Annotated in this window: 19 protein-coding genes and 1 pseudogene; 16 read left to right on the top strand and 4 right to left on the bottom strand. The window is 72.6% G+C overall.

Annotation, left to right across the window (positions count from 1 at the left end):
* Nucleotides 1-240 precede the first annotated feature (240 nt).
* The 4 genes from ACZ7P3_RS09625 to ACZ7P3_RS09610 all read left to right on the top strand — a co-directional run bounded on the left by ACZ7P3_RS09625 (nt 241) and on the right by ACZ7P3_RS09610 (nt 2,204).
* Entirely contained in the window at nt 241-660 is a 420-nt protein-coding gene (locus ACZ7P3_RS09625) for a hypothetical protein (protein WP_472080202.1), read from the top strand.
* 570 nt (nt 661-1,230) lie between these two features.
* Nucleotides 1,231-1,419: a hypothetical protein gene (locus ACZ7P3_RS09620; protein ID WP_472080201.1), complete on the top strand. Its 189-nt coding sequence runs from the start codon at nt 1,231-1,233 to the stop codon at nt 1,417-1,419.
* Between the two features lie 65 nt (nt 1,420-1,484).
* The gene (locus tag ACZ7P3_RS09615) at nt 1,485-1,802 is read left to right on the top strand and encodes a hypothetical protein (protein ID WP_472080199.1); all 318 of its coding nucleotides are present in this window, start codon (nt 1,485-1,487) and stop codon (nt 1,800-1,802) included.
* Between the two features lie 84 nt (nt 1,803-1,886).
* Nucleotides 1,887-2,204 (top strand): hypothetical protein, encoded by a 318-nt coding sequence (locus ACZ7P3_RS09610; protein WP_472080197.1) that lies wholly within the window; start codon nt 1,887-1,889, stop codon nt 2,202-2,204.
* A gap of 313 nt (nt 2,205-2,517) precedes the next feature.
* Here the strand turns inward: ACZ7P3_RS09610 and ACZ7P3_RS09605 are convergent, their stop codons facing one another.
* Entirely contained in the window at nt 2,518-2,817 is a 300-nt protein-coding gene (locus ACZ7P3_RS09605) for a hypothetical protein (protein ID WP_472080196.1), read from the bottom strand.
* Between the two features lie 450 nt (nt 2,818-3,267).
* Between ACZ7P3_RS09605 and ACZ7P3_RS09600 the strand changes: the two genes are divergently transcribed.
* From ACZ7P3_RS09600 to ACZ7P3_RS09565, 8 genes are all read left to right on the top strand, one after another.
* Nucleotides 3,268-4,452 carry a glycosyltransferase family 4 protein gene (locus ACZ7P3_RS09600; protein WP_472080195.1) on the top strand — a complete coding sequence of 395 codons (1,185 nt, stop codon included), beginning with the start codon at nt 3,268-3,270 and terminating at the stop codon, nt 4,450-4,452.
* Nucleotides 4,449-5,918, top strand: coding sequence for an exopolysaccharide biosynthesis polyprenyl glycosylphosphotransferase (locus ACZ7P3_RS09595; protein WP_472080193.1), 1,470 nt, complete (start codon nt 4,449-4,451; stop codon nt 5,916-5,918). Before ACZ7P3_RS09600 ends, ACZ7P3_RS09595 begins: the two co-directional genes overlap by 4 nt.
* A gap of 39 nt (nt 5,919-5,957) precedes the next feature.
* Nucleotides 5,958-7,262 (top strand): O-antigen ligase family protein, encoded by a 1,305-nt coding sequence (locus tag ACZ7P3_RS09590; RefSeq protein WP_472080338.1) that lies wholly within the window; start codon nt 5,958-5,960, stop codon nt 7,260-7,262.
* 314 nt (nt 7,263-7,576) lie between these two features.
* Nucleotides 7,577-9,349, top strand: coding sequence for a murein biosynthesis integral membrane protein MurJ (murJ, locus tag ACZ7P3_RS09585; protein WP_472080191.1), 1,773 nt, complete (start codon nt 7,577-7,579; stop codon nt 9,347-9,349).
* Complete coding sequence (locus ACZ7P3_RS09580; protein ID WP_472080189.1) at nt 9,339-10,130, top strand: polysaccharide deacetylase family protein; 792 nt, start codon at nt 9,339-9,341, stop codon at nt 10,128-10,130. Before murJ ends, ACZ7P3_RS09580 begins: the two co-directional genes overlap by 11 nt.
* Entirely contained in the window at nt 10,127-11,257 is a 1,131-nt protein-coding gene (locus ACZ7P3_RS09575; RefSeq protein WP_472080187.1) for a glycosyltransferase, read from the top strand. The genes ACZ7P3_RS09580 and ACZ7P3_RS09575 overlap by 4 nt, the downstream gene beginning before the upstream one ends.
* Before the next feature lie 7 nt (nt 11,258-11,264).
* Nucleotides 11,265-11,930, top strand: coding sequence for a YveK family protein (locus ACZ7P3_RS09570; RefSeq protein ID WP_472080185.1), 666 nt, complete (start codon nt 11,265-11,267; stop codon nt 11,928-11,930).
* Complete coding sequence (locus ACZ7P3_RS09565; protein ID WP_472080183.1) at nt 11,927-13,039, top strand: GNAT family N-acetyltransferase; 1,113 nt, start codon at nt 11,927-11,929, stop codon at nt 13,037-13,039. The genes ACZ7P3_RS09570 and ACZ7P3_RS09565 overlap by 4 nt, the downstream gene beginning before the upstream one ends.
* Nucleotides 13,040-13,236: 197 nt before the next feature.
* On the opposite strand, the gene ACZ7P3_RS09560 is transcribed toward ACZ7P3_RS09565, so the two are convergent.
* The 3 genes and pseudogenes from ACZ7P3_RS09560 to ACZ7P3_RS09550 form a co-directional block, all read right to left on the bottom strand.
* Nucleotides 13,237-14,571 (bottom strand): glycoside hydrolase family 26 protein, encoded by a 1,335-nt coding sequence (locus tag ACZ7P3_RS09560; protein WP_472080181.1) that lies wholly within the window; start codon nt 14,569-14,571, stop codon nt 13,237-13,239.
* 158 nt (nt 14,572-14,729) lie between these two features.
* Nucleotides 14,730-15,353 carry a hypothetical protein gene (locus tag ACZ7P3_RS09555; RefSeq protein ID WP_472080179.1) on the bottom strand — a complete coding sequence of 208 codons (624 nt, stop codon included), beginning with the start codon at nt 15,351-15,353 and terminating at the stop codon, nt 14,730-14,732.
* Between the two features lie 323 nt (nt 15,354-15,676).
* Nucleotides 15,677-16,171, bottom strand: a pseudogene (locus tag ACZ7P3_RS09550) (long-chain fatty acid--CoA ligase); the annotation flags it as partial.
* A 247-nt stretch (nt 16,172-16,418) separates the two neighbouring features.
* On the opposite strand from ACZ7P3_RS09550, the gene ACZ7P3_RS09545 reads away from it, so the two are divergent.
* The 4 genes from ACZ7P3_RS09545 to ACZ7P3_RS09530 all read left to right on the top strand — a co-directional run bounded on the left by ACZ7P3_RS09545 (nt 16,419) and on the right by ACZ7P3_RS09530 (nt 19,336).
* Nucleotides 16,419-17,036 (top strand): hypothetical protein, encoded by a 618-nt coding sequence (locus ACZ7P3_RS09545; protein ID WP_472080177.1) that lies wholly within the window; start codon nt 16,419-16,421, stop codon nt 17,034-17,036.
* Between the two features lie 173 nt (nt 17,037-17,209).
* Nucleotides 17,210-17,806: a vitamin K epoxide reductase family protein gene (locus tag ACZ7P3_RS09540; protein WP_472080336.1), complete on the top strand. Its 597-nt coding sequence runs from the start codon at nt 17,210-17,212 to the stop codon at nt 17,804-17,806.
* A gap of 182 nt (nt 17,807-17,988) precedes the next feature.
* On the top strand, nt 17,989-18,486 hold the full coding sequence (locus tag ACZ7P3_RS09535; protein WP_472080175.1) for a tyrosinase cofactor: 498 nt from the start codon (nt 17,989-17,991) through the stop codon (nt 18,484-18,486).
* Nucleotides 18,470-19,336: a tyrosinase family protein gene (locus ACZ7P3_RS09530; protein ID WP_472080173.1), complete on the top strand. Its 867-nt coding sequence runs from the start codon at nt 18,470-18,472 to the stop codon at nt 19,334-19,336. Before ACZ7P3_RS09535 ends, ACZ7P3_RS09530 begins: the two co-directional genes overlap by 17 nt.
* Nucleotides 19,337-19,449: the final 113 nt, after the last annotated feature.

The following is a 19,449-nucleotide window of genomic DNA, read 5'->3' as shown; positions in this document are numbered from 1 at the left end:
GTGCGTAAGCGCCGGTGCAATTCCCCTTTCATTTGAGCATATGGCCGTCTCGCGCTTGACGCACCATACGATCAATTGATTCGCCGACCAGATGCGAATACCTCTGGATAAACCTGAGCAATGCGTTGTTTCACTCCTGTGGCATTCATGCGTATGGAGTAGCGCATCGCTTTGGGCCGACTGCGGACTGCTATGTTCTCCATCTGTCGGATCAGAGGTAACTTTCAAGTGAGGTGAATCATGAAGAAGGCAGTTTTCACAACTGCGGCGTTGGCTATCGGTGCGGGTCTTGTGGGTGGCTCCGCCGTGGCGGCCTCGGCCGCTGCCAAGGCACCTGTCAGCGAAACCGGACCGCTCGGACTCATGTCCCAGACCGAGGTGGCTCCGGCTCTCGTGCCCGCGGCCGACACCGTGATGCGAGTGGCCCGAAACGGCAACATCACCAAGGGCAGTGCGTTCGACCAGAACCAGTCGGCGAAAGTCTCCGGAACGTACAAGCCGGCGAAAATCTCCGGCGTATATCTGGACGGTATGGGCCGCGGCAGCACCGCGAAGCCCGCAATTCCGGTGAAGAACCCGGTCGGCACCGGGGCCGTTCAGGTTCACCCGCTGAATGGGCCGACCAGTGCCGGACTCGGCAGCCTGCTCAACCAGGCGTGACACGAAAAAGCTCGGAATTCTGACACTCTGATCCGGTTCTCGTCGGCCGGAGACCTGTACCGCCACCGCGCGGGACGGTCCCCCGGCGGCGGCCCTGGTTCGACCCCGTCCGGTGCCTCGAAGGCGCAGGCCCAGAGCCTGGATCCGGACCAGCAGCTCCGCACCCACTCGGCGCCCGAAGCCGTGCCGGGAGCCCGCCTTTAAGCCTGTCCGGCCCACTGGACCCCTCCTTGCCAGTGGGCCGGACGCATGTCTGCATTCACTCCATCGGCCCTTTGTGGCCCGGTCGAAAGGCGCCGCACCGATTCCAACTTGGTGGTCGTTCCGCCATCCGGTGGAATCCACCCCGTAGGGGCGGTGTCCGCGTGACTTTTCACCGCATATTTCGGTTTCTTGCTATGTAAGCGTGGCCTACCGTGAATTCAGGAAGGAACCGAGTTGCCCAGGAAGCTCGCGGTCATCACTGCACTCGCCCTTGGCGCTGTCTGCGGCAGCGCTGGCGTTGCCTCCGCTCACTCGAACACAACCAACGCCACTGGCGGTGACGGCTTCGCGTCGTCCCCGGTTGTCGTGAACGCCCCTCAGCAGGGTGTTGTCGTCGTCAACGGCACGCTCGTCGATGGCCGCTGCATCGCACCGTGGTCCAACGGTGCCGTCCTCGGCGGCGTCGTTCCGCCGAACTCGCACTACGCCGCCTGCAACACGGCGGCCGTCGACCAGTCGCAGAAGGCCGCATACGCGGGCGGCCTGCTCTTCTGACCCCCTGCTCCGAGTAATTCCGAGCAGGTGAACCCCCTCGAAACGCAGCCCGGAAAGGCCATCTCATGCGTAACAAGGTTACGGCCATCTCCGCCCTCGCCGCGGGTATCGTCCTGGCGGCCGGCGGCACCGCCGCGGCCGACAACTGCACGACCGTCACCGGCGGCAACGGCTTTTCGTCGTCCCCGGTCGTCGTGAACGCCCCGCAGCAGGGCGTGCTCGTCGCCAACGGCGACGCCGTCGACCTCCGCTGCGTCGCGCCGTGGTCGAACGGTGCCGTCCTCGGCGGTGTCGCCGCGCCGAACTCGCACTACGCCGCGTGCAACACGGCGGCTGTCGACCAGTCGCAGAAGGCCGCGTACGCGGGCGGCCTGCTCTTCTGACCCCCTCGCGCTCCGATCGCTTCGGAGTAGGGCGGACGTCCTCGACGTCCGCCCGCAACCCGCCCCCCATTCGAAAGGCGCATCATGCGTAACAAGGTTACGGCCCTCTCCGCCCTGGCCGCGGGCATCGTTCTCGCGGCCGCCGGCACCGCTGCGGCCGACAACAACACCACCGTCACCGGCGGCAACGGCTTCTCGGAGTCGCCGATCGTCGTGAACGCCCCGCAGCAGGGGATCGCCGTCGTCAACGGTGCCCTTGTCGACGGCCGTTGCATCGCGCCGTGGTCGAACGGTGCCGTCCTCGGCGGCGTCGTCGCGCCGAACTCGCACTACGCCGCGTGCAACACGGCCATGGTCGACCAGTCGCAGCTGGCCCCGTACACGGGCGGCCTGCTGTTCTGAGCAGTTCTCCAGCCGGGCGGCCCGCCGAGTGTCGGCGGGCCGCCATCGGCGTTTTTGCATGACGAAACATTTCTGCCCCGAAGCCTCGCGCTGGGCGCCCCGGCATTGCATCCCACGGGGCGCCGGAGTTCCGTCCCAGCCGGAGTTCCGTCTCGTCTCGGCCGGAGTTCCGTCTCGATGGATGCCGGTGTCGTCTCCTGCTGTGCTGGGCAGCAAAACGCTTTTGAACCTTCGTGATCGGCCCCGAGTACGCCGAAGGTCGGCTCCGAGAACTGCGCGGAGCCGACCCGAATCACCCAGCCGGTATGCGTCCCTACTTCTTCTTGCCGATCGGCAGTGCGGCGGCAGGCTTGCCGTTGAGGGGATTGGGCAGGGTGCCGCCGAAGACGGGCGTTTTCACGACACCCGACTGCTTCACGCCCTGCGCGGTGGTCCTGATGTCGTTGGCCAGGGCGCCCGCAGGGACGTCGGTCGCACCGGGGAGCGTGTGGGCGATCGTCTTCCCGTCCTCGAGCAGGCCCTGTGCCGGCATGTCCGCCGCCAGGGCGGGGGCCGCGGCGGTCGCGATGGCGAGGGTCCCGACCAGGACGGCGGCAGCCTTCAGCTTCTTCATCGTGTTCCTTTCTTCCGTAACCCGGGCCGCCGGAGGGGGCTTTCGCCTCAGGACGCCGCGAGTACCTGGGATCTCGGTTCTTCCGGGCTAACGAGACAGGGACACCACGGGAAACTCCGCTGACGGCAAGTTCCCGGAACTCATACGAAAAGACCTGTTGATCAGGGACGTGGCGGGACCGGCCGCTTATCCGGAATGCCGTCGCAGGAATTTTCATCGGATTATCTGTAATGCCATCCGCCATTGGTGTGCCGTGCCTCCAAGTGGGTGATCTCATGCGAGAAATGGCCTCGGGTGAAGGGCGTCATTCCGACACAGTTGACGGCTCCGCGGATACTTACGGATAAGAGGCTAGTGTTGTCTCCTGAATCCGACGCATTTCTTATCGAACCCACGACCGCACACCGTGCGCTGGGTTCGGAATCTTTCTTCGGAAGGGAAGCCTCGGTCATGCGCATTCCCCTTGGTCCCGTCCAGCACCATGCGACGCCGTTCCTTGCACGTGAGCCGCACGTCCTGCACGTCGCCCAGCCGGTCGAGGGCGGTGTCGCCCGGTTCGTGACGGACCTGGCGGCGGCACAGCTCGCCGCAGGGCTGCACGTCACCGTCGCCTGCCCGCAAGGCGGCACGCTGACGGACGCGTTGCGCGCGGTGGGCTGCAACGTGCTCCCCTGGCGGGCGACCCGTGCCCCGGGGCCCTGGCTGCCGGGTGAAGTACGGCGCCTGGCACGGCTCGTGCGCGACGTACGGCCCGACGTGGTGCATGCGCACAGCGCCAAGGCAGGGCTCGCGGCACGGCTCGCGGTGCGCGGCCGGGTCCCGACCGTCTACCAGCCGCACGCCTGGTCGTTCGAGGCGGTGGACGGTGCCATGGCCCACGCGGCCCTGCGCTGGGAGCGGTTCGGGGCGCGCTGGGCGGCGCGTGTCCTGTGCGTGAGCGAGGCGGAACGACGCACCGGGGAACAGCACGGCATCACCGCCCGCTGGCACGTGGTGCCCAATGGCGTCGACACCCGCAGGTTCCGGCCGGAGGGGAACAGCGCCCGGCCCGGATCCGGTCCCCTTGTGGTGTGCGTGGGACGGCTGTGCCGGCAGAAGGGCCAGGACGTGCTCCTCAAGGCCTGGCCCGCCGTCGAGCGGCAGATGCCCGCCGCCCGGCTGGTGCTGGTCGGTGACGGTCCGGACGCGAGCCGGCTGTACGCCGGCTCGCCCGCCTCGGTGGAGTTCGCCGGCCCGGCGCTCGACGCCGCTCCCTGGTACCGGGCCGCCGATGTCGTGGTCCTCCCGTCCCGTTGGGAAGGCATGGCACTCGTCCCCCTGGAGGCCATGGCGTGCGGCCGGCCGGTCCTCGTCACCGATGTGGACGGAGCGCGCGAGAGCCTGCCGCCCGGCCACCTGCCGTACTGCCTGGTGCCGCCGGAGGACCCGGACGCACTGGCGCGGGCGCTGACGGAGCTGTTGCGCCGGGCGCCGCTGCGCGCGGCGCTGGGCGCACAGGGCCGTGCCCATGTGCTCGCCGCCCACGACGTACGGCGGGCCGCGGATGCGGTGACCGGCGTGTACCGCGAACTGCTCGGCGTTGTCCCCAGACCGTTGGTCGTCCCCAACCAGAGCAGGGAGTCCATCACCACATGAGTGCGGAAAGAGCGGAACGAACCGTTCCCCCTCCTGCCGGGCAGCATCGGGCGGCGGGGCGCGCCGTCTCCGTCCTCGAACCGCCCGGCACCGCCGCCGGCCGGACGCTGCCCTCCGGACGGGGATCCCGTCGTCTGCGGCTGACCTCATGGACGCCGCTGCTGATCGTCGACGGCAGCGGCATCCTGCTGGGCGCCCTGCTCGTGCCCGGCGCGCACCGATACCCGTTGTTCATCGCCTTCCTGGCCCTGTGCGTGATCGGCCTGAACCGGCAGGCCCTGCTCTACGACACCTCGGTCGTCCCCGGTGCGCTCGACGAACTGCCCGCCGTCTGCGGACGGGTCGTCGTCGGCTGGGCGGTGGTCGCGGCGTTCTCCCCGCTGCGGCCGCTGCCGATGACCGTGCTCGCCACCGCGTGCGCGGTGCACTGCCTGGTGGCCTGCGCGGGCCGCGGGGCGGTGCACGGGCGTCGCCGCAGGGCGCTGCAGCACCAGCCCCGTCCCGCTCTGGTGGTCGGTCCGGTCCCGGCGGCCATGCGGGTCGCGGCCGCGTTGCAGCGCTGCCCCGACTGCGGGGTGCGGCCGGTGGGAATCGTCGGCGACGCCCCGGACTCCGTCCTCGACCCCGGTGACGGACCCGCACTGCCGGTGCTGACCACGGGTGAGGAGGCGTACCGCGCGCTCATCCAGAACAGTGTGGAGACGGTGCTCGTCGTGGGGGCCGCGACCCGCGTGCAGAAGGCCTCCCTGCTGCGGGACCTGGCCGCATTCGGATGCGTGCTGTGGGAACTCGACGCGGACGCACCGTCCTACGGCCTGCCCGAGCCGCATGCGCGGGCGGGGCATCTCGCGGGCTTCTCCCGCAGGCTGCTGTGCGCGGGCCGCCGGCGCGGCAGCGTGGGCAAGCGGATGCTCGACGTGGTCCTCTCCGGCACGCTCCTGCTGCTCGCCGGACCGGTGCTGCTGGTGTGCGCGGTCGTACTGAGGGCCGTCGACGGGCCGGGCGTGGTGTTCCGGCAGGAGCGGATCGGCAAGGACGGACGGCCGTTCACGATGCTGAAGCTCCGCACCCACCGCCCCGCCAGCGCGCACGAGGCCGCGACCCGCTGGAGCGTGGCGGACGCGCAGGACATGGGCCGCTTCTGCCAGTTCCTGCGCCGCACCTCGCTGGACGAACTGCTCCAGCTGTGGAACGTCTTCCGCGGTGACATGAGCCTGGTCGGACCGAGGCCCGAACGGCCCTACTTCGTCACCAAGTTCAGCCAGGCCCACCCGGGCTACCCGGCGCGCCACCGGATGCGGACCGGGATCACCGGACTGGCCCAGATCCACGGGCTGCGCGGCGACACCTCGATCGAGGACCGGTGTCGCTTCGACAACGCCTACATCGACAACTGGTCGTTGTGGCAGGACGTCTGCATCCTGGCGCGCACGGCCGCCCTCTTCCTCCGGCCGACGGGGAGCTGAGCACCGGTGAGCACTCCCACGGCAGCCTCGCGCCCGCTGATGCTGCCGCTGCCGGCGCTGCGCCGGACCGGCTCCGTCCTGCCCGTCCTGCCCGTGGTGGCCGTACTCGTCCTGCTGGGGCTGCCGATCGCGCCGGACAGCAGGGCCACACCCGCCGACGCGGCCTCGGGGCTGGTCGTGCTGTGGGCCGTCCTGTACACCGTCCGGCAGGCGCGGCGCCCGCTCACGCGCACGGCGGCGGTCGTCCTCGGGCTGCCTGTGGTGGGCCTCGCGGTCGCCGCGAGCGGGGCCGCGACACCCGGCGACGCCCTCACCGGACTGGCCCGCTACCTGCAGGTGTTCGTGCTGGTCCCGATCGCGGTGGTGCTGCTGGTGCGGGACCGGCGCGACGCCCGGCTGCTGCTGTGGTCGCTGGTCGGCCTCGCACTGTGGCAGGGCGCGGTCGGGGTGCACCAGTACCTCACCGGAACCGGTGCCTCGTACCAGGGCGCCTACATCCGGGCCGTGGGCACGTTCGGGCCGACCGACGTGATGGGGATGGCGACGGTCGTCGCGTTCGGGCTGGTGGTGGCGACCGGTCTGGCCCTCGGGGCGCGGGAGCGGCGGCAGCGGGCCGTGGCGGCCGGGTGCGCGCTGGCGCTGCTCGTGCCGCTCGCGCTGTCCTTCAGCCGGGGTGCCTGGATCGCCACGGCCGTCGGATGCGGGGCGCAGCTGCTGTTCGCCGGGGTGCGGCGGGCGGCGATCGTGCTGGCGGCGGCGGCCGCGGCCTCGGTGGTGCTGGTGGGCGGGCTCGGTGCCGGCACCGCGGTGCTGCAGGAGCGGCTGACCAGCATCACCCAGGTCGCCGCCGCACCGGACCAGTCGGTCGTCGACCGCTACAGCCTGTGGGCGGCGGCCACCGACATGTGGCGCGGGCACCCGGTGACGGGCGTCGGGCTGAAGGCCTTCCCCGAACACCGGGACGGACACGCCTCGCTCGCGCTGTCGTCGGGCAGCGACACGGAAGGAGCGGGCTGGACCTACCGGCGCCAGCCGCTGCTCTCCCCGCACAACATGTACCTGCTGGTCCTCAGCGAGCAGGGTCTGCTGGGGTTGCTCACGGTGGCGGGCAGCTGGCTGGCCCTGCTGGTCTGCGCGCTGCGGCGGCTGCGCCGGGCCGGGCGCGCCCGGGACTGCGCCATCGCGGCCTGCGGGCTGCTGCTGTGGCAGCTCGTGGACTTCCTCTACGCCGACATCGGCGGGCCCTCGACCATCCTGACGGCCGTGGTCTTCGGCGTCGCCGCCTGGTGGGCCTTGGCACGCGACGCGACGCCGGCCACCGCAGGGCAGGCGGGTGCGCGATGAGACCCACCCCCACCACACCCGGGGACACTTCCACCACACCCGGGGACACCTCCATCACGGCCGGGGGGACTTCACCCACGTCCAGGGGCACTTCGGCCACGACCGGGGACGCGTCGGCCACGTCGACAGACGCGTCGGTCACGTCCCTGGCTGTGTCCGGCTCCGCGGCTGTGGCCGCGTCCGGTCCGGCGGCTCCGGCGGTGTCCGGTGCTGCGGCCGTGGCTGTCTTCGGTCCTGCGGCTGTGGCTGCGTCCGGTCCCGCGGCCTCGGCGGTGTCCGGTGCCACGTCGTTTGCTGTGTCCGGCCCTGCGGCTGTGGCCGCATCCGGTCCCGCGGCCTCGGCCCTGTCCGGTCCCACGTCCGTGGCCGCGTCCGGTCCCACGACCGCGGCCGCGTCCGACCCCCCGACCGGTGCGGACCGCCTCCGCTCGGTCGCCCGGCGCCCGGCCCCCGCCCCGGACCCCGCCCCGGCCTTGGCCCCGGCACCGCCCTCCGCCGACCGGACGGGTGCTCCCTCGGGCGGCTTTCTCGCGAGGGCGACGTTCGTCTCCGCCCTGCTCTCCGTGGCCGGATCGCTGCTCGGACTCGGACGGGACCAGGCGCTCGCGCATCTCTTCGGTGCCGGTGCGGGCACCGACGCGTTCCTCGTGGCCTGGACCCTGCCGGAGATGGCCTCGACGCTGCTGATCGAGGACGGGATGGCGTTCGTGCTCGTGCCCGCGTTCAGCGTGGCGCTGGCGCGGCGGACGGCCGGGGACGGCGTCCACGACCCGGTACGCGCGCTGGTCGCCGCCTCGCTGCCGCGGCTGTGCCTGGCCTTCGCCGTCGTGGCCGCCGTGCTCGCGGCCGGGGCACCGATGCTGGTCGGCGTCCTCGCGCCCGGCCTGTCCGACCCCTCCCTCGCCGTGTCCTGCACCCGGCTGACCGCGACCTGCGTGCTGAGCTTCGGGCTGGCCGGGTACTGCAGCGCCGCGTTGCGGGCCCACCGCACGTACCTCGCCCCGGGGGCGATCTACGTCGCGTACAACATCGCGATCATCGCCACGATGTTCGTCCTCGGCGAGCGCTGGGGCGTGCGGTCCGCGGCCCTCGGCGTCGCCGTCGGCGGATGTCTGATGGCCGCCGTGCAGGTGCCGTCCCTGTGGCGGCGGCTCGCCGAGCGGCCCGACCGGCCCGCCGCCGCGCGCGGCGCGGACGGCGACCGGCCGCTCACCTTCTCCCTCGTCTCCGCGGTCCTGCTCTTCGCCCTGTGCCGCCAGTCGCAGGTGCTCATCGAGCGCCACTACGCCTCCGCGCTGCCCGCAGGCGCCATCTCGCACCTGAACTACGCCCAGAAGATCGGGCAGTTGCCCATGTCCCTGGCGCTGATGCTGTGCGTGGTCACCTTCCCCGTGGTGGCACAGGCCATCGCCCGGGGCGACACACGGCGGGCCCGGGACCGTATCGAGCGGGATCTGGTGACGGTGACCGGCATCGCGCTGCTGGGCGCCGCCGCGATCATGGCGTGCGCCCCGCAGATCGTCCAGCTGCTCTTCCAGCGCGGCGCCTTCACGGCCGGGGACACCGCCGCGACCGCCGCCGTGCTGCGGGTGTACACGCTCGGGCTGCTCGGCCACACGCTGGTGGGCGCGCTGGTGCGGTCGTACTTCTCGGCGGGCCGCGCCACCTGGTATCCCACGGGCGTGATGGCCGTGGGCATGGTCGCCACCGCCGTCATCGGCGCCTGGGCCGTGGGGCCCTGGGGCGCGTGCGGCATCGCCGCGGCCAACTCGGTCGGCATCACTCTCACCGCACTGCTCCTGCTGCGCGGGCTGGGACGGCGCAGCCTCGCCGTCCGCGTCCGCCCCGTCGTCGCCGAACTGGCCAAGCCGGTGGGCGCGGCCGTGGGTGCCGCCGCGGCCGGTTTCGTCTGTGCGCACCAGTTCGCCTCGCCCCTGGCCGCCGTCGGCGCGGGCTGCCTGGGCGTCACCGCCGTCTACCTGCTGCTGGCCCGGGTCCTCGACGTGGCGGGCGCCAGGTCGCTGGCCCCCTTGGCCTTCCTCACCCACCGATGCTCCCTCACACGAAAGCACTCACATGGTCGTTGACACCTCCGAACCTCCCTCCGCGGCCGTACCGGCCTGCGAACCGTTCGTACGGGAACGGCCCCGGCGGGGTCCCGCAGCCTGGGTGGCCATGTACCACTCCGTCTCGGACTGCCCGCAGGACCCGTTCAACGTCACCGTCACCGCGGCCCGTCTCGACGGCCAGCTCGCCTGGCTGCGCAGCCGTGGTCTGCGCGGGGTGAGCATGCGCGAGCTGCTCGCCGCCCGGGCCCGGGGCGAGGAGCGCGGGCTGGTCGGGCTCACCTTCGACGACGGGTACGCCGACTTCCGCACCGTCGCGCTGCCCGTGCTGCGCCGCCGGCAGTGCAGCGCCACCGTGTTCCCGGTGGTCGGGCGGCTCGGCGGGGAGAACGAGTGGGAGGTCTCGGGCCCGCGCAAGCGGCTGCTCGACGCGGACGACATCCGCCACCTCGTGGCCGCGGGCGTCGAGGTCGCCTCGCACGGTCTCACGCACGTCGACCTCACCCAGGTCCCGGACGCCGTGCTGCACGCCGAAGTCCGCGACAGCCGCGCCCTGCTCGCCGAGATCACCGGCCAGGAGATCCAGGGCTTCTGCTATCCGTACGGCACGGTCGACGCGCGTGCCAGGGCCGCCGTGCACGACGCCGGCTACGGCTACGCCTGCGCCATCGCCCCCGCCTCCGAGGACGCCGGTGACCTCGCGCTGCCCCGCATCCACATCGGGCAGGCCGACACGGCACCGCGGCTGGAGCTGAAGCGGCGGCTCGCCCGCGCCTGGGGACGCGCCCTGGAGGGGTCATGAGAGTCCTGCACATCATCACCGGCCTCGGCGTGGGGGGAGCCGAGCAGCAACTGCGTCTGCTGGTGAGCCGGCTGCCCGCGCAGTGCGACGTGCTCACCCTGACCAATCCCGGCCAGGTCGCCGACGGGCTGGCAGCCGACGGTGTCCGCGTCACCGACCTCGGCATGCGCGGCAACCGGGACCTCGGCGCGCTCCTCCGCCTGGCCGGACGGATCCGCGCCGGCCGCTACGACGTGGTGCACACCCATCTGTACCGGGCGTGCGTGTACGGCCGGATCGCCGCGCGCCTCGCCGGTGTCCGGGCCGTGGTGGCCACCGAGCACTCGCTGTGCGCGACGAAGCTGGAGGGCCGGAGGCTGAACGCGGGCATCCGCGCCCTGTACCTGGCCACCGAACGCCTCGGCCGGGTGACGGTCGCCGTCTCCCCGACGGTCGCCGGGCTGCTGCGCGGCTGGGGCGTGCCCGACGAGCGCATCCGTGTCGTCCCGAACGGCATCGACGCCACCCGCTTCCGGTTCGACGAGGTGCGCCGCAAGGAGGCCCGCGCGTACTTCGGACTGCCCGAGGACGCGTTCGTGATGGGCGGCGTCGGCCGCCTCGTCCCGGCCAAGCGCTTCGACGTGGTCCTGCGCACGGTGGCCCGGCTGCCCGGCGACGTACGGCTGCTGCTGGCCGGCTCCGGGCCCGAGGAGGAGACGCTGCGGCGCACCGCGCGCGAACTGGGCATCGCGGACCGGGTGGTGCTCACCGGCGAGCTGCCCTACCTGCCGGACCCCCGCAGCGACACGCCCGGCCTCCCCGCGCTGCTGTCCGCGATGGACGTGCTCACCGCGCCCGGCACGGACGAGACGTTCGGCCTGGCCGTGCTGGAGGCGCTCGCGGCCGGGCTGCCCGTGCTGTACACGACCGCCCCCGCCCTGGAGGACCTGCCACCGGACGCGGCGCCGGGCGCCCGGCGGCTCACCGGCGGCGCCGAGACCTATGCGCCGGAAGTGCTGCGGCTGCGCGCGGCAGGACCCGGCGAGCGAACCGTGCCGGACGCCGTGCGGCACTACGGCATCGACCGCACCGCCCGGCAGCTGATGGACGTGTACACGGCCGCCCTGTCCGGCACGACCTGGAAGTGAGTCCCTGATGACCGACACCCCCACACCGCGCGTGCCACTGCACCGCCGCGTCCGCGCGCGCGTGTCGCGGCTGTCCCCGCTGTGGCTGATCCCGGCCGGCGCACTGCTCGGCGCCGCGGCCGGAGGCGGGTACGGAGTGATGAAGCCGCCGCAGTACTCGGCCACGAGCTACGTCATCGCCGTACCGGCCGAGAAATCGAAGTCCGACCACGCGGCGGCCCTCGGCTTCGCGCAGGCGTACGGCCGGGTGGTGACGCAGCTCGCCGTGCTGGGGCAGGCGGAGGAACGGGCCGGCGTACCGGTGGAGAAGCTGCGCAGGAGTGTGCGGGCCGCGACCTCCCCCGACGCACCGATGATCGCGATCACGGCGACCTCCGGACGCCCCGGCCAGGCCGCCGCCATCGCCAATGCCGTCACCGGCGCGGTGACCCTGCAGGCCGCACGGTCCGTGAAGGCCACCGGTGTCGAGCTGGTGCGGCTGTCCGCCGCCCTCAGGCCCACCGAGCCGTCGTCCGCGTCCCCGGCGCTGACCACGCTGGTGGGGGCGGGCGCCGGCGGCCTGCTGGGCGGCCTTGTGCTGCTGGTCCGGCCCCGGCGGGCGGCGGACGGCGACCCGGGCCGGGCACAGCTGCCCGGCCCGGCTCCCGCCGCCGACGCCCAGGGGGTGCTGTGACCACCGTGGTCGCCCGCCCGCTGTCGGTGGAGGTGTGCACCGACGAGCACGCGTTCGCGGAGCTGGCGGGGGAGTGGGGACGCCTGCACCGGGCCTGCCGGTCGGCGACGCCGTTCCAGAGCCACGCCTGGCTGCACTCGTGGTGGCTGTCGTACGGAACGCCGGGCGGGCTGCGGCTCGTGCTGGTGCGGGAGCACGGTGAACTGGTGGCCGCCGCCCCGCTGATGCGCGTGCACCACCCGCTGCCGGCGCTGGTACCGATCGGCGGCGCCATCTCCGACTTCGGCGATGTGCTCCTCGACGAGACGGCGGCCGCCCGGGGTGCCGTGGCGCTGGCGGACGCCCTGGCCGACCTGGCCCGCACCGCTCTGATCGACTTCCGCGAGGTGCGGCCGGGCGGGGCGGTGGAGCGGATCTACCGCTGCTGGCGCGGCCCGCGTCACCGGGTGCCCGACTCCGAGTGCCTGGAGCTGCCCGCCCTCCCCATGGACCAGCTGATCGGGCGGCTGCCGACGGCGCGCGCCCAGCGGATCCGCAACAAGATGAACAAGCTCACCCGGCTCGGCGTCGAGTGGCACCTCGTGGGCCACGACGAGACCGACGACGCGCTGCGCCGCCTCCTTGAACTGCACCGGCTGCAGTGGCAGGGCCGGAAGGTGACGGCGGAGCACCTGCGGCCGCGGTTCCTGGAGCACCTGGTCCGCTCGGCGGGCCCGATGGTCCGCTCCGGCGAGGCGGTCGTCAGGGAGTTCGTGCTCGACGGAGCGGTGGTCGCGCTCGATCTGACGCTGATGTCGAGGAGGGTGGCGGGCCTGTATCTGTACGGCGTCGACCCGCAGCTGCGGGAGCGCAAGGCGGATGTGGCGGCGATGCTGCTGCGGGCCTCCACCGAGCATCTCGCGGCCGAGGGCGAGCGCCAGACCCTGAGCCTGCTGCGCGGCACCGAGCCGTACAAGTACCGGTGGTGCCCGCAGAGCGTCGTCAACCAGCGTCTTCTGCTGGCCCGTCGCCGCACCGCGCCGCTGCTGGCGGCCGCCGTCGGCGAGGCCGCCGCGCGCGGCTGCGCCAAGAAGGTCCTGCGCCGGGGCGCCACCACCGACTCCCACTAGCGCCGACTCCCACTAGCGCCGACTCCCACTAGCGCCGGCTCCCGCGCGCGCCGGGTCCCGCCAGCGCCGGCTCCCGAACGCGCTGTCCTCCGGTGGCGCTGTCCTCCGTTCGCGCTGTCCTCCCGTTGTGTCGTCGTCCCGCTGTGCTGTCCCCGCTCGGGCCGAGGGCGAACCTGCCCTCGGCCCGAGCGGTGCGCCTAGCGGGGGAGTCCGTGCGGCGTGCCGCACGGACAGCGGGCCGGCTGGGCGGGCGTGGCCGTTGCCGGGGGCGTGGGTGCCGGTGTCGGATTGGGCGTCGGCTGCGGCGCGAGGGGGGTCGTGGGCGCGGGCGGGGACGGGTCCGACGGGTCCGACGGAAGCGTCGGCGGCGTCGGAAGGGACGGAACCGGTTGTGGATCCGCTTGCGGGTCCGGCGCCTGACGGCCGGCCAGTGCCGCGTGGTAGAGGGCGGACGCCCGGGGGTTGTCGGAGCACAGCCACACGCCGTGCGGGCAGTAGTCGGTGATCGAGTTGTACAGCGGCGGGTGTTCGTCCATCCATGCGAGCATCCGCAGCATGTACGGGACGTTGTCGCCGTTGCGGTACAGGCCCCATTCGGGGTACGAGGTCGGCTTGCCGTGCTCCTTCGCGAAGTCGACCTGGTACTGGAGGCCGTAGCGCTCGGACACCTGCTTGTCGAAGGTGATTCCGTGCGGCTGGTCGTAGGAGTCCATCCCGATGATGTCGACGACGTCGTCACCGGGATAGCACTCGGGCCACGGCACCGCGTCCGCGCCCCGGTTGGGGGCGAAGTCGAACCTGAACTTCTGCCCGGGCACCTCGCGCATGACGGTGACGATGCGCCGCCAGTACGTCTTCCAGCTCTCCGGATCGGGGCCGCAGCGGTGGGTGTACGTGACGCCGTTCATCTCCCAGCCGAGCACGAGGATCGTGTCCGGCGCCCCCAGGTCGACGAGGTGCTGGGCCAGGGCCCGGAAGTGCTGGTCGAACTCGCCGGCCGCGGCGCGCTGCAGCAGCGCCCTGACCTCCGGGTCGGAAAGGTGCGCCTCGTTGCGTTCCATCATCGGGACGTTGAGCACGAAGAGCCGGTCGTCCTTGGCCCGCCGCCAGTCGACCCAGCTGTCGAGGAAGCCGGGCGCGCCCTCGATGTTGCTCCACAGGTCCCCCGGAAGATACGTGCGTCCCACGCGCACCTCGGAGCCGTCGAGCCAGTTGCTGAGCCCCTGTATGCGCGCCACTCCGGCGGGCCCGTAGTGGAGGAAGGCGCCGATCGCGGGCGGCTGTGCCGCCGGTCCCGAGGGGGCGCCCGCCCCGATCGCGGAGCACGCCGCGGGGCTGGGGGCGGCGGGCCGCGCCGCCGAGGACGCGGCGGGCGTCGCGGACTGCGCGACCGGCACGCAGGGATGGGCGGCCGGGTTCCCCGTGGCGCCCGCCTCGACGGCCGGGCCCGGGACGACAGCCGCCGACGCCAGCACCCCGGCGGTGAGGTACGCCAGTCGTCTGAGGGTGGACCGGCGACGCCCAGACGTCATTCCGACTCCTTCGGTGCGGCTGCGCCCCATGACTGAGGCACAGCCATATATACGCTAATTGCACCAAATGAGTCGGATGGCTCGACGCCGATCGCCCGCAAGGGTGACCGGAAGGGGGCCGATGGGTGCCGGGCGCGAGGCGTCCGGCACCCGGTGTCCTACCGGTGGGATCCGGCCCGGCCGCGCCGGAACAGGACGGTTCCGGCGGCCAGCAGCGCCCCGCTGGCGGCCAGCCCGCCGAGCACGCTCTCGGCGCCGGTCTGGGCCATCTGCGGAGGCGTGGACACCACCGGGGTCGGCTTCGCGGGCGGCGTGACGGCCGGCGGAGTGGCCGGCGGGGTGCTCTTCGGCGGAGGCGGTGTCTTGGTCGGCGTGGGGGTGGGCGAGTCGTCGCCGTAGCTGGGCGGCTCGTCCTCGCCGTACCCGGGCGGCGTGTTGTCGCCGTAGCTGGGCGGCGTGTCGTCGCCATGGCACCCGCAGGAAGGCACCGCACTCGGCGTCTGCGAAGCGCTGGGGGTGGCCGCGGCCGCGGTGCCCGGGGCCGCCCGGTGCGCCTGCTTCGCGGCACCTTGTGCGAGCGAAGAGCTGGAGGCCGAGGCGACGCTGTGCGCGGACGCCATGCCGCCGAGCGCGGGCTGCAGGGCGTCCGGCCCGTCCAGGACGTCCCAGCTGCCCAGGTCGCTCGCCACCGTGGCGGGTGAGTCCGCTGTCGTAAGCGAACCGGAGTCCGCGGACGCCCATGTGCCGGACAGGGACAGGGCGGTTGTCGCGGCTGCGGCCACGACCAATCCCTTGCTCAGGGTCTGTCGCACTCTCGTTGTCTTTCTCTCAGGGGGGAACGGAAACCCGGCCCCGGAGCCAGGTGAAGGGGGGCTGCTCCGGAGTCGGTGTGGCACGGCTCCCAGGTCCGTGCCGCTCCGCCGTCAGTCGTTCATGCGATCTTGTCGATCACCGTGGTTCCGCAGGGTCGTCGCGGCGACCGTGATGCTGCACGCTCACACGCGCCACGACCTGCAGACTGTGAACGAGATGTGGATGCCCGAAGAAACCCGGACACGCGAAATGCCACGGAATTCACCCGATTGCCCGTCTGTGCCCGACGGGATCACGCGCCGTACAACGCATCGATCTGCTCCGCGTACGCGGCCGTCACCGCTTGCCGCTTCACCTTCAGGGACGGGGTGAGCAGCCCGTTCTCCTCGCTGAACTCGCCCTCGACCAGGGCGAAGGCACGGATCGACTCGGCCCGTGAGACGGCCTCGTCGGCGTGGTCCACGGCCTTCTGCACGTCGGCGCGCATCCTCGGGTCCCGGACGACCTCCGACAGCGGCGTGTCCCGGGGGAGCCCGCGCACCGACAGCCAGTGGGCGACCGCCTCGGGGTCGAGGGTGACGAGGGCGGCGACGAAGGGGTGCCGGTCGCCGACGACGAGGCACTGGCCGACGGGCGGACGGCTGCGCAGCCGGTCCTCCAGGACGGCCGGGGAGACGTTCTTGCCGCCGGAGGTGACGAGCATGTCCTTCTTGCGGCCGGTGATGGTCAGGTAGCCGTCGCCGTCGAGGGAGCCGAGGTCGCCGGTGGCGAAGTACTGGGAAGTCAACTCACTCACACGTAGGAGATCGTCAATGGGTCCGGCACGCGCGCGTGCAGTGGCACCGGACCGCGTTGGACCGAATGGGCGGGCGCTTCACCCGGTCCCCGGGATGGCCGTGACGTGTCGTCTGAACAGGGACGATCCAAGGTTCTTGAAGGACGGCCGGGCACCCGGCGCAGATGATCGGTTGCAGATGGTGGTGGGTGATTTCACGGTGGGCACAAGATCCGACGCACCATCGAAAGGAACCCCCATGCGTGGTCTGTCCGTACGGCGTATCGCGTCCACCGCACTCTGCGCCGGCCTCCTGGCCGGCGTCACCGGCCCGGCCGCCGTCGCGGTCGACTCCGCCCGGGAGCCTGTCCATGCGGCGTCCCACGCGCCCGTCCCCGGCGCGGACGCGCTCCTCGTGCAGATCCAGCTCCTCGCCAACCTCGGGATCGTGCTCACCCCGGTCACCGACCTGCTCAACGCGGTGCTCAAGGCCGACAACGGCCAGCTCCCCACCGACCAGGCCACCCAGCTCGTCCAGGCCGCCAAGGACGCCATCGCCAAGGTGACCGCGGCGGCGCCGACGGCCTCCGGCTCGCCGTCCCGGACCGCCGAGAACGCCGGCACCGCCAAGGCGCGGGCCGACCTCGCGAGCGACGCGCTCGCCGCGCTCACCAAGGCACTGGACGCTCTCCTGAAGGCCGTCACCTCCGGCGACGCCACCCAGGTCGTCCCGGCGGTCACCGGCGTGCTCACGGGCCTCGTCAACTACCTCGCCGCCCTGCTGCTCTCCGGCGGCCTGCCCGTACCCAACCTGCCCGGGCTGCCGACCCTGCCGGGCCTGCCGACGCTGCCGGGCCTGCCCACCACGACGTCCTAGCCGGCGGTGGTCACGCCGTCCCTGCCGGCGTCGTGGGGCGGCGCCACGGCGGTGGTCACGCCGTCCCTGCCGCCGTCGTGCCGCGCGGTCACGGCGGTGGTCACGCCGACCCTTCCGCCGTCGTGCCGCGGCGTCGGCGCGCCCGGCCCACCGGCCCGCGGCCCGAGCGCCTGATGGCGGCACCGGCGCCCCGGGCGGCCGGCGCCGGCCGCGCCCTCGCACTGCTCCTGGTGCTCACGGGCACGGCCGGGCTGCTGGCCTCCTGGGTCATCACCCTCGACAAGTTCAAGCTGCTCCAGAACCCGGACTTCACTCCCGGGTGCAGCCTGAACCCGGTGGTGTCCTGCGGCAGCGTCATGAAGAGCGCGCAGGCCTCGGCCTTCGGTTTCCCCAACCCGATGCTGGGCCTGGTGGCCTACGGCATCGTGATCTGCGTCGGCGTGAGCCTGCTGGCCGGCGCCGCCTTCCCCCGCTGGTACTGGCTGGCCTTCGGCGCCGGGTGCCTGTTCGGGATCGGTTTCGTGTCGTGGTTGCAGTTCCAGTCGCTGTACCGGATCAACGCGCTGTGCCTGTGGTGCTGTCTGGCGTGGGTCGCCACGATCTTCGTGTTCTGGTACGTCACGTCGTACGCCGTACGGCAGCGGTTCCTGCCCGCACCGGCCGCGCTGCGGACGTTCCTCGCCGAGTTCACCTGGCTGCTGCCGCTGCTGCACACCGCGGTCGTCGGCATGCTGATTCTGACCCGTTGGTGGGACTTCTGGACCGGCTGACGCCCATGGACCCCGGCACGCCCCGAACCGGTGCCGCATTCCGCGCCGTTGCGCCATCCTGACGCCCGGCTCCGCACGCCGCGTCCCGCCCCCTCAGTCACCGGTCCGGCCGCACTGCGGTGACCGGGAAGGCCGTCGGGCGGTTACCGCTGCGGACAACCGAACCGGACGAGGAGTGAACGATGGTCCAAGGCGTCGGCGGAACGCCGGTGGGCGGGCAGCGCGGCACGCCCGGAACGGGCGGAGCACGGTCCCTGGGCAGAACACGGCGGGAGGTGACGCGGAGGCTGTTCTCCTCGGCCTTCGCCGTGGCACTCGCCCCGGTGGCCGCCGCCTGCGGGCGCCCCGCGCACACCCCGGACGACGGCCGGCAGGCCACCGCCTTCGACGAGACCTACCGCGGCCGCCGCATCCGCGGCGTCGAGGACCGCACGGCGCGGCGGGGCGGCGACGCCCAGTGGGAGGTCACGATCGACGGCCGCTCCCTGCACCTGATGCGCCGCGCCGACGGCAGCTGGCTGAGCATGATCGACCACTACCGCTCGTACCCGACCCCGCTCGCCGCGGCCCGCGCGGCGGTCGACGAGCTGGGCCCCGGGGAGCAGCTGCGCGATCTGGCGCCGGGCCCGATGGGCGGCGGCCCGATGCACATGGGTGGCGAGCATGGCGTACACGCGTAAGAACGTCAGCAGTCTGACCCGCGACGAGCGGCGGCGGCTCGTGGGCGCACTGCTGGAGGTCAAACGGCGCGGCGAGTACGACGAGTTCGTACGGATCCATATCGCGTACAACACGTCCGACGGCCAGCACGGGCTGCGCACCGCCCACATGGCGCCTTCCTTCCTGCCCTGGCACCGCAAGTTCGTGCTGGAGCTGGAGCGGGCGCTGCGCCGGGTGGACGCGTCGGTGACGGTGCCCTACTGGGACTGGACCCGCGACCGCTCGGCCACCTCCGTGCCGTGGGTCGACGATCTGCTCGGCGGCAACGGGCGGCGCTCGGACCGGCAGGTGATGACGGGCCCGTTCGCCCACCGGGCGGGCCACTGGCGGATCACCGAGGGCGTGACCAGCGCGGAGTTCCTCACCCGTGACCTCGGCCGCGCCCGCTCCCCGATCGAGCTGCCGACCGGCGGCGACGTGCAGCGGGCGCTGGCCGACCCGGTCTACGACACGGCGCCCTGGGACTCGACGGTCACCAAGGGCTTCCGCAACAAGCTGGAGGGGTGGGCGCCGGGCCGGGGCAGCGTCTCCTGGCGCAACCACAACCGGGTGCACCGCTGGGTCGGCGGGGTGATGCTCGGCGGCGCCTCCGCCAACGACCCCGTCTTCTGGCTGCACCACGCCTTCGTCGACCTGCAGTGGACCCGCTGGCGACAGCGGCACGGCAACGGCCGTTACCTCCCGGCCGAGCCGCCCGGCGTGCACGACGCCCAGCACGGCCGGATCGTGTCCCGGTACGAGGCGCTGCCGCCGTGGAACGTGACGCCGGACCAGCTGGAGGACCTGAGCGAGATCTACCAGTACGTGTGAGACCGCCCCGGGCGGGGCCTGCCTCGGCGTCTCCGGGCGGCTTCGCCCAGGCGCCTTCGGCGGCTTCACCTCACCGGCTCCGGCGACTTCCCCCAGGTGTCTCCGGCGGCTTC

This window comes from Streptomyces sp. NPDC107581 (assembly GCF_055657175.1).
This window is presented reverse-complemented; position numbering and strand designations above follow the sequence as displayed.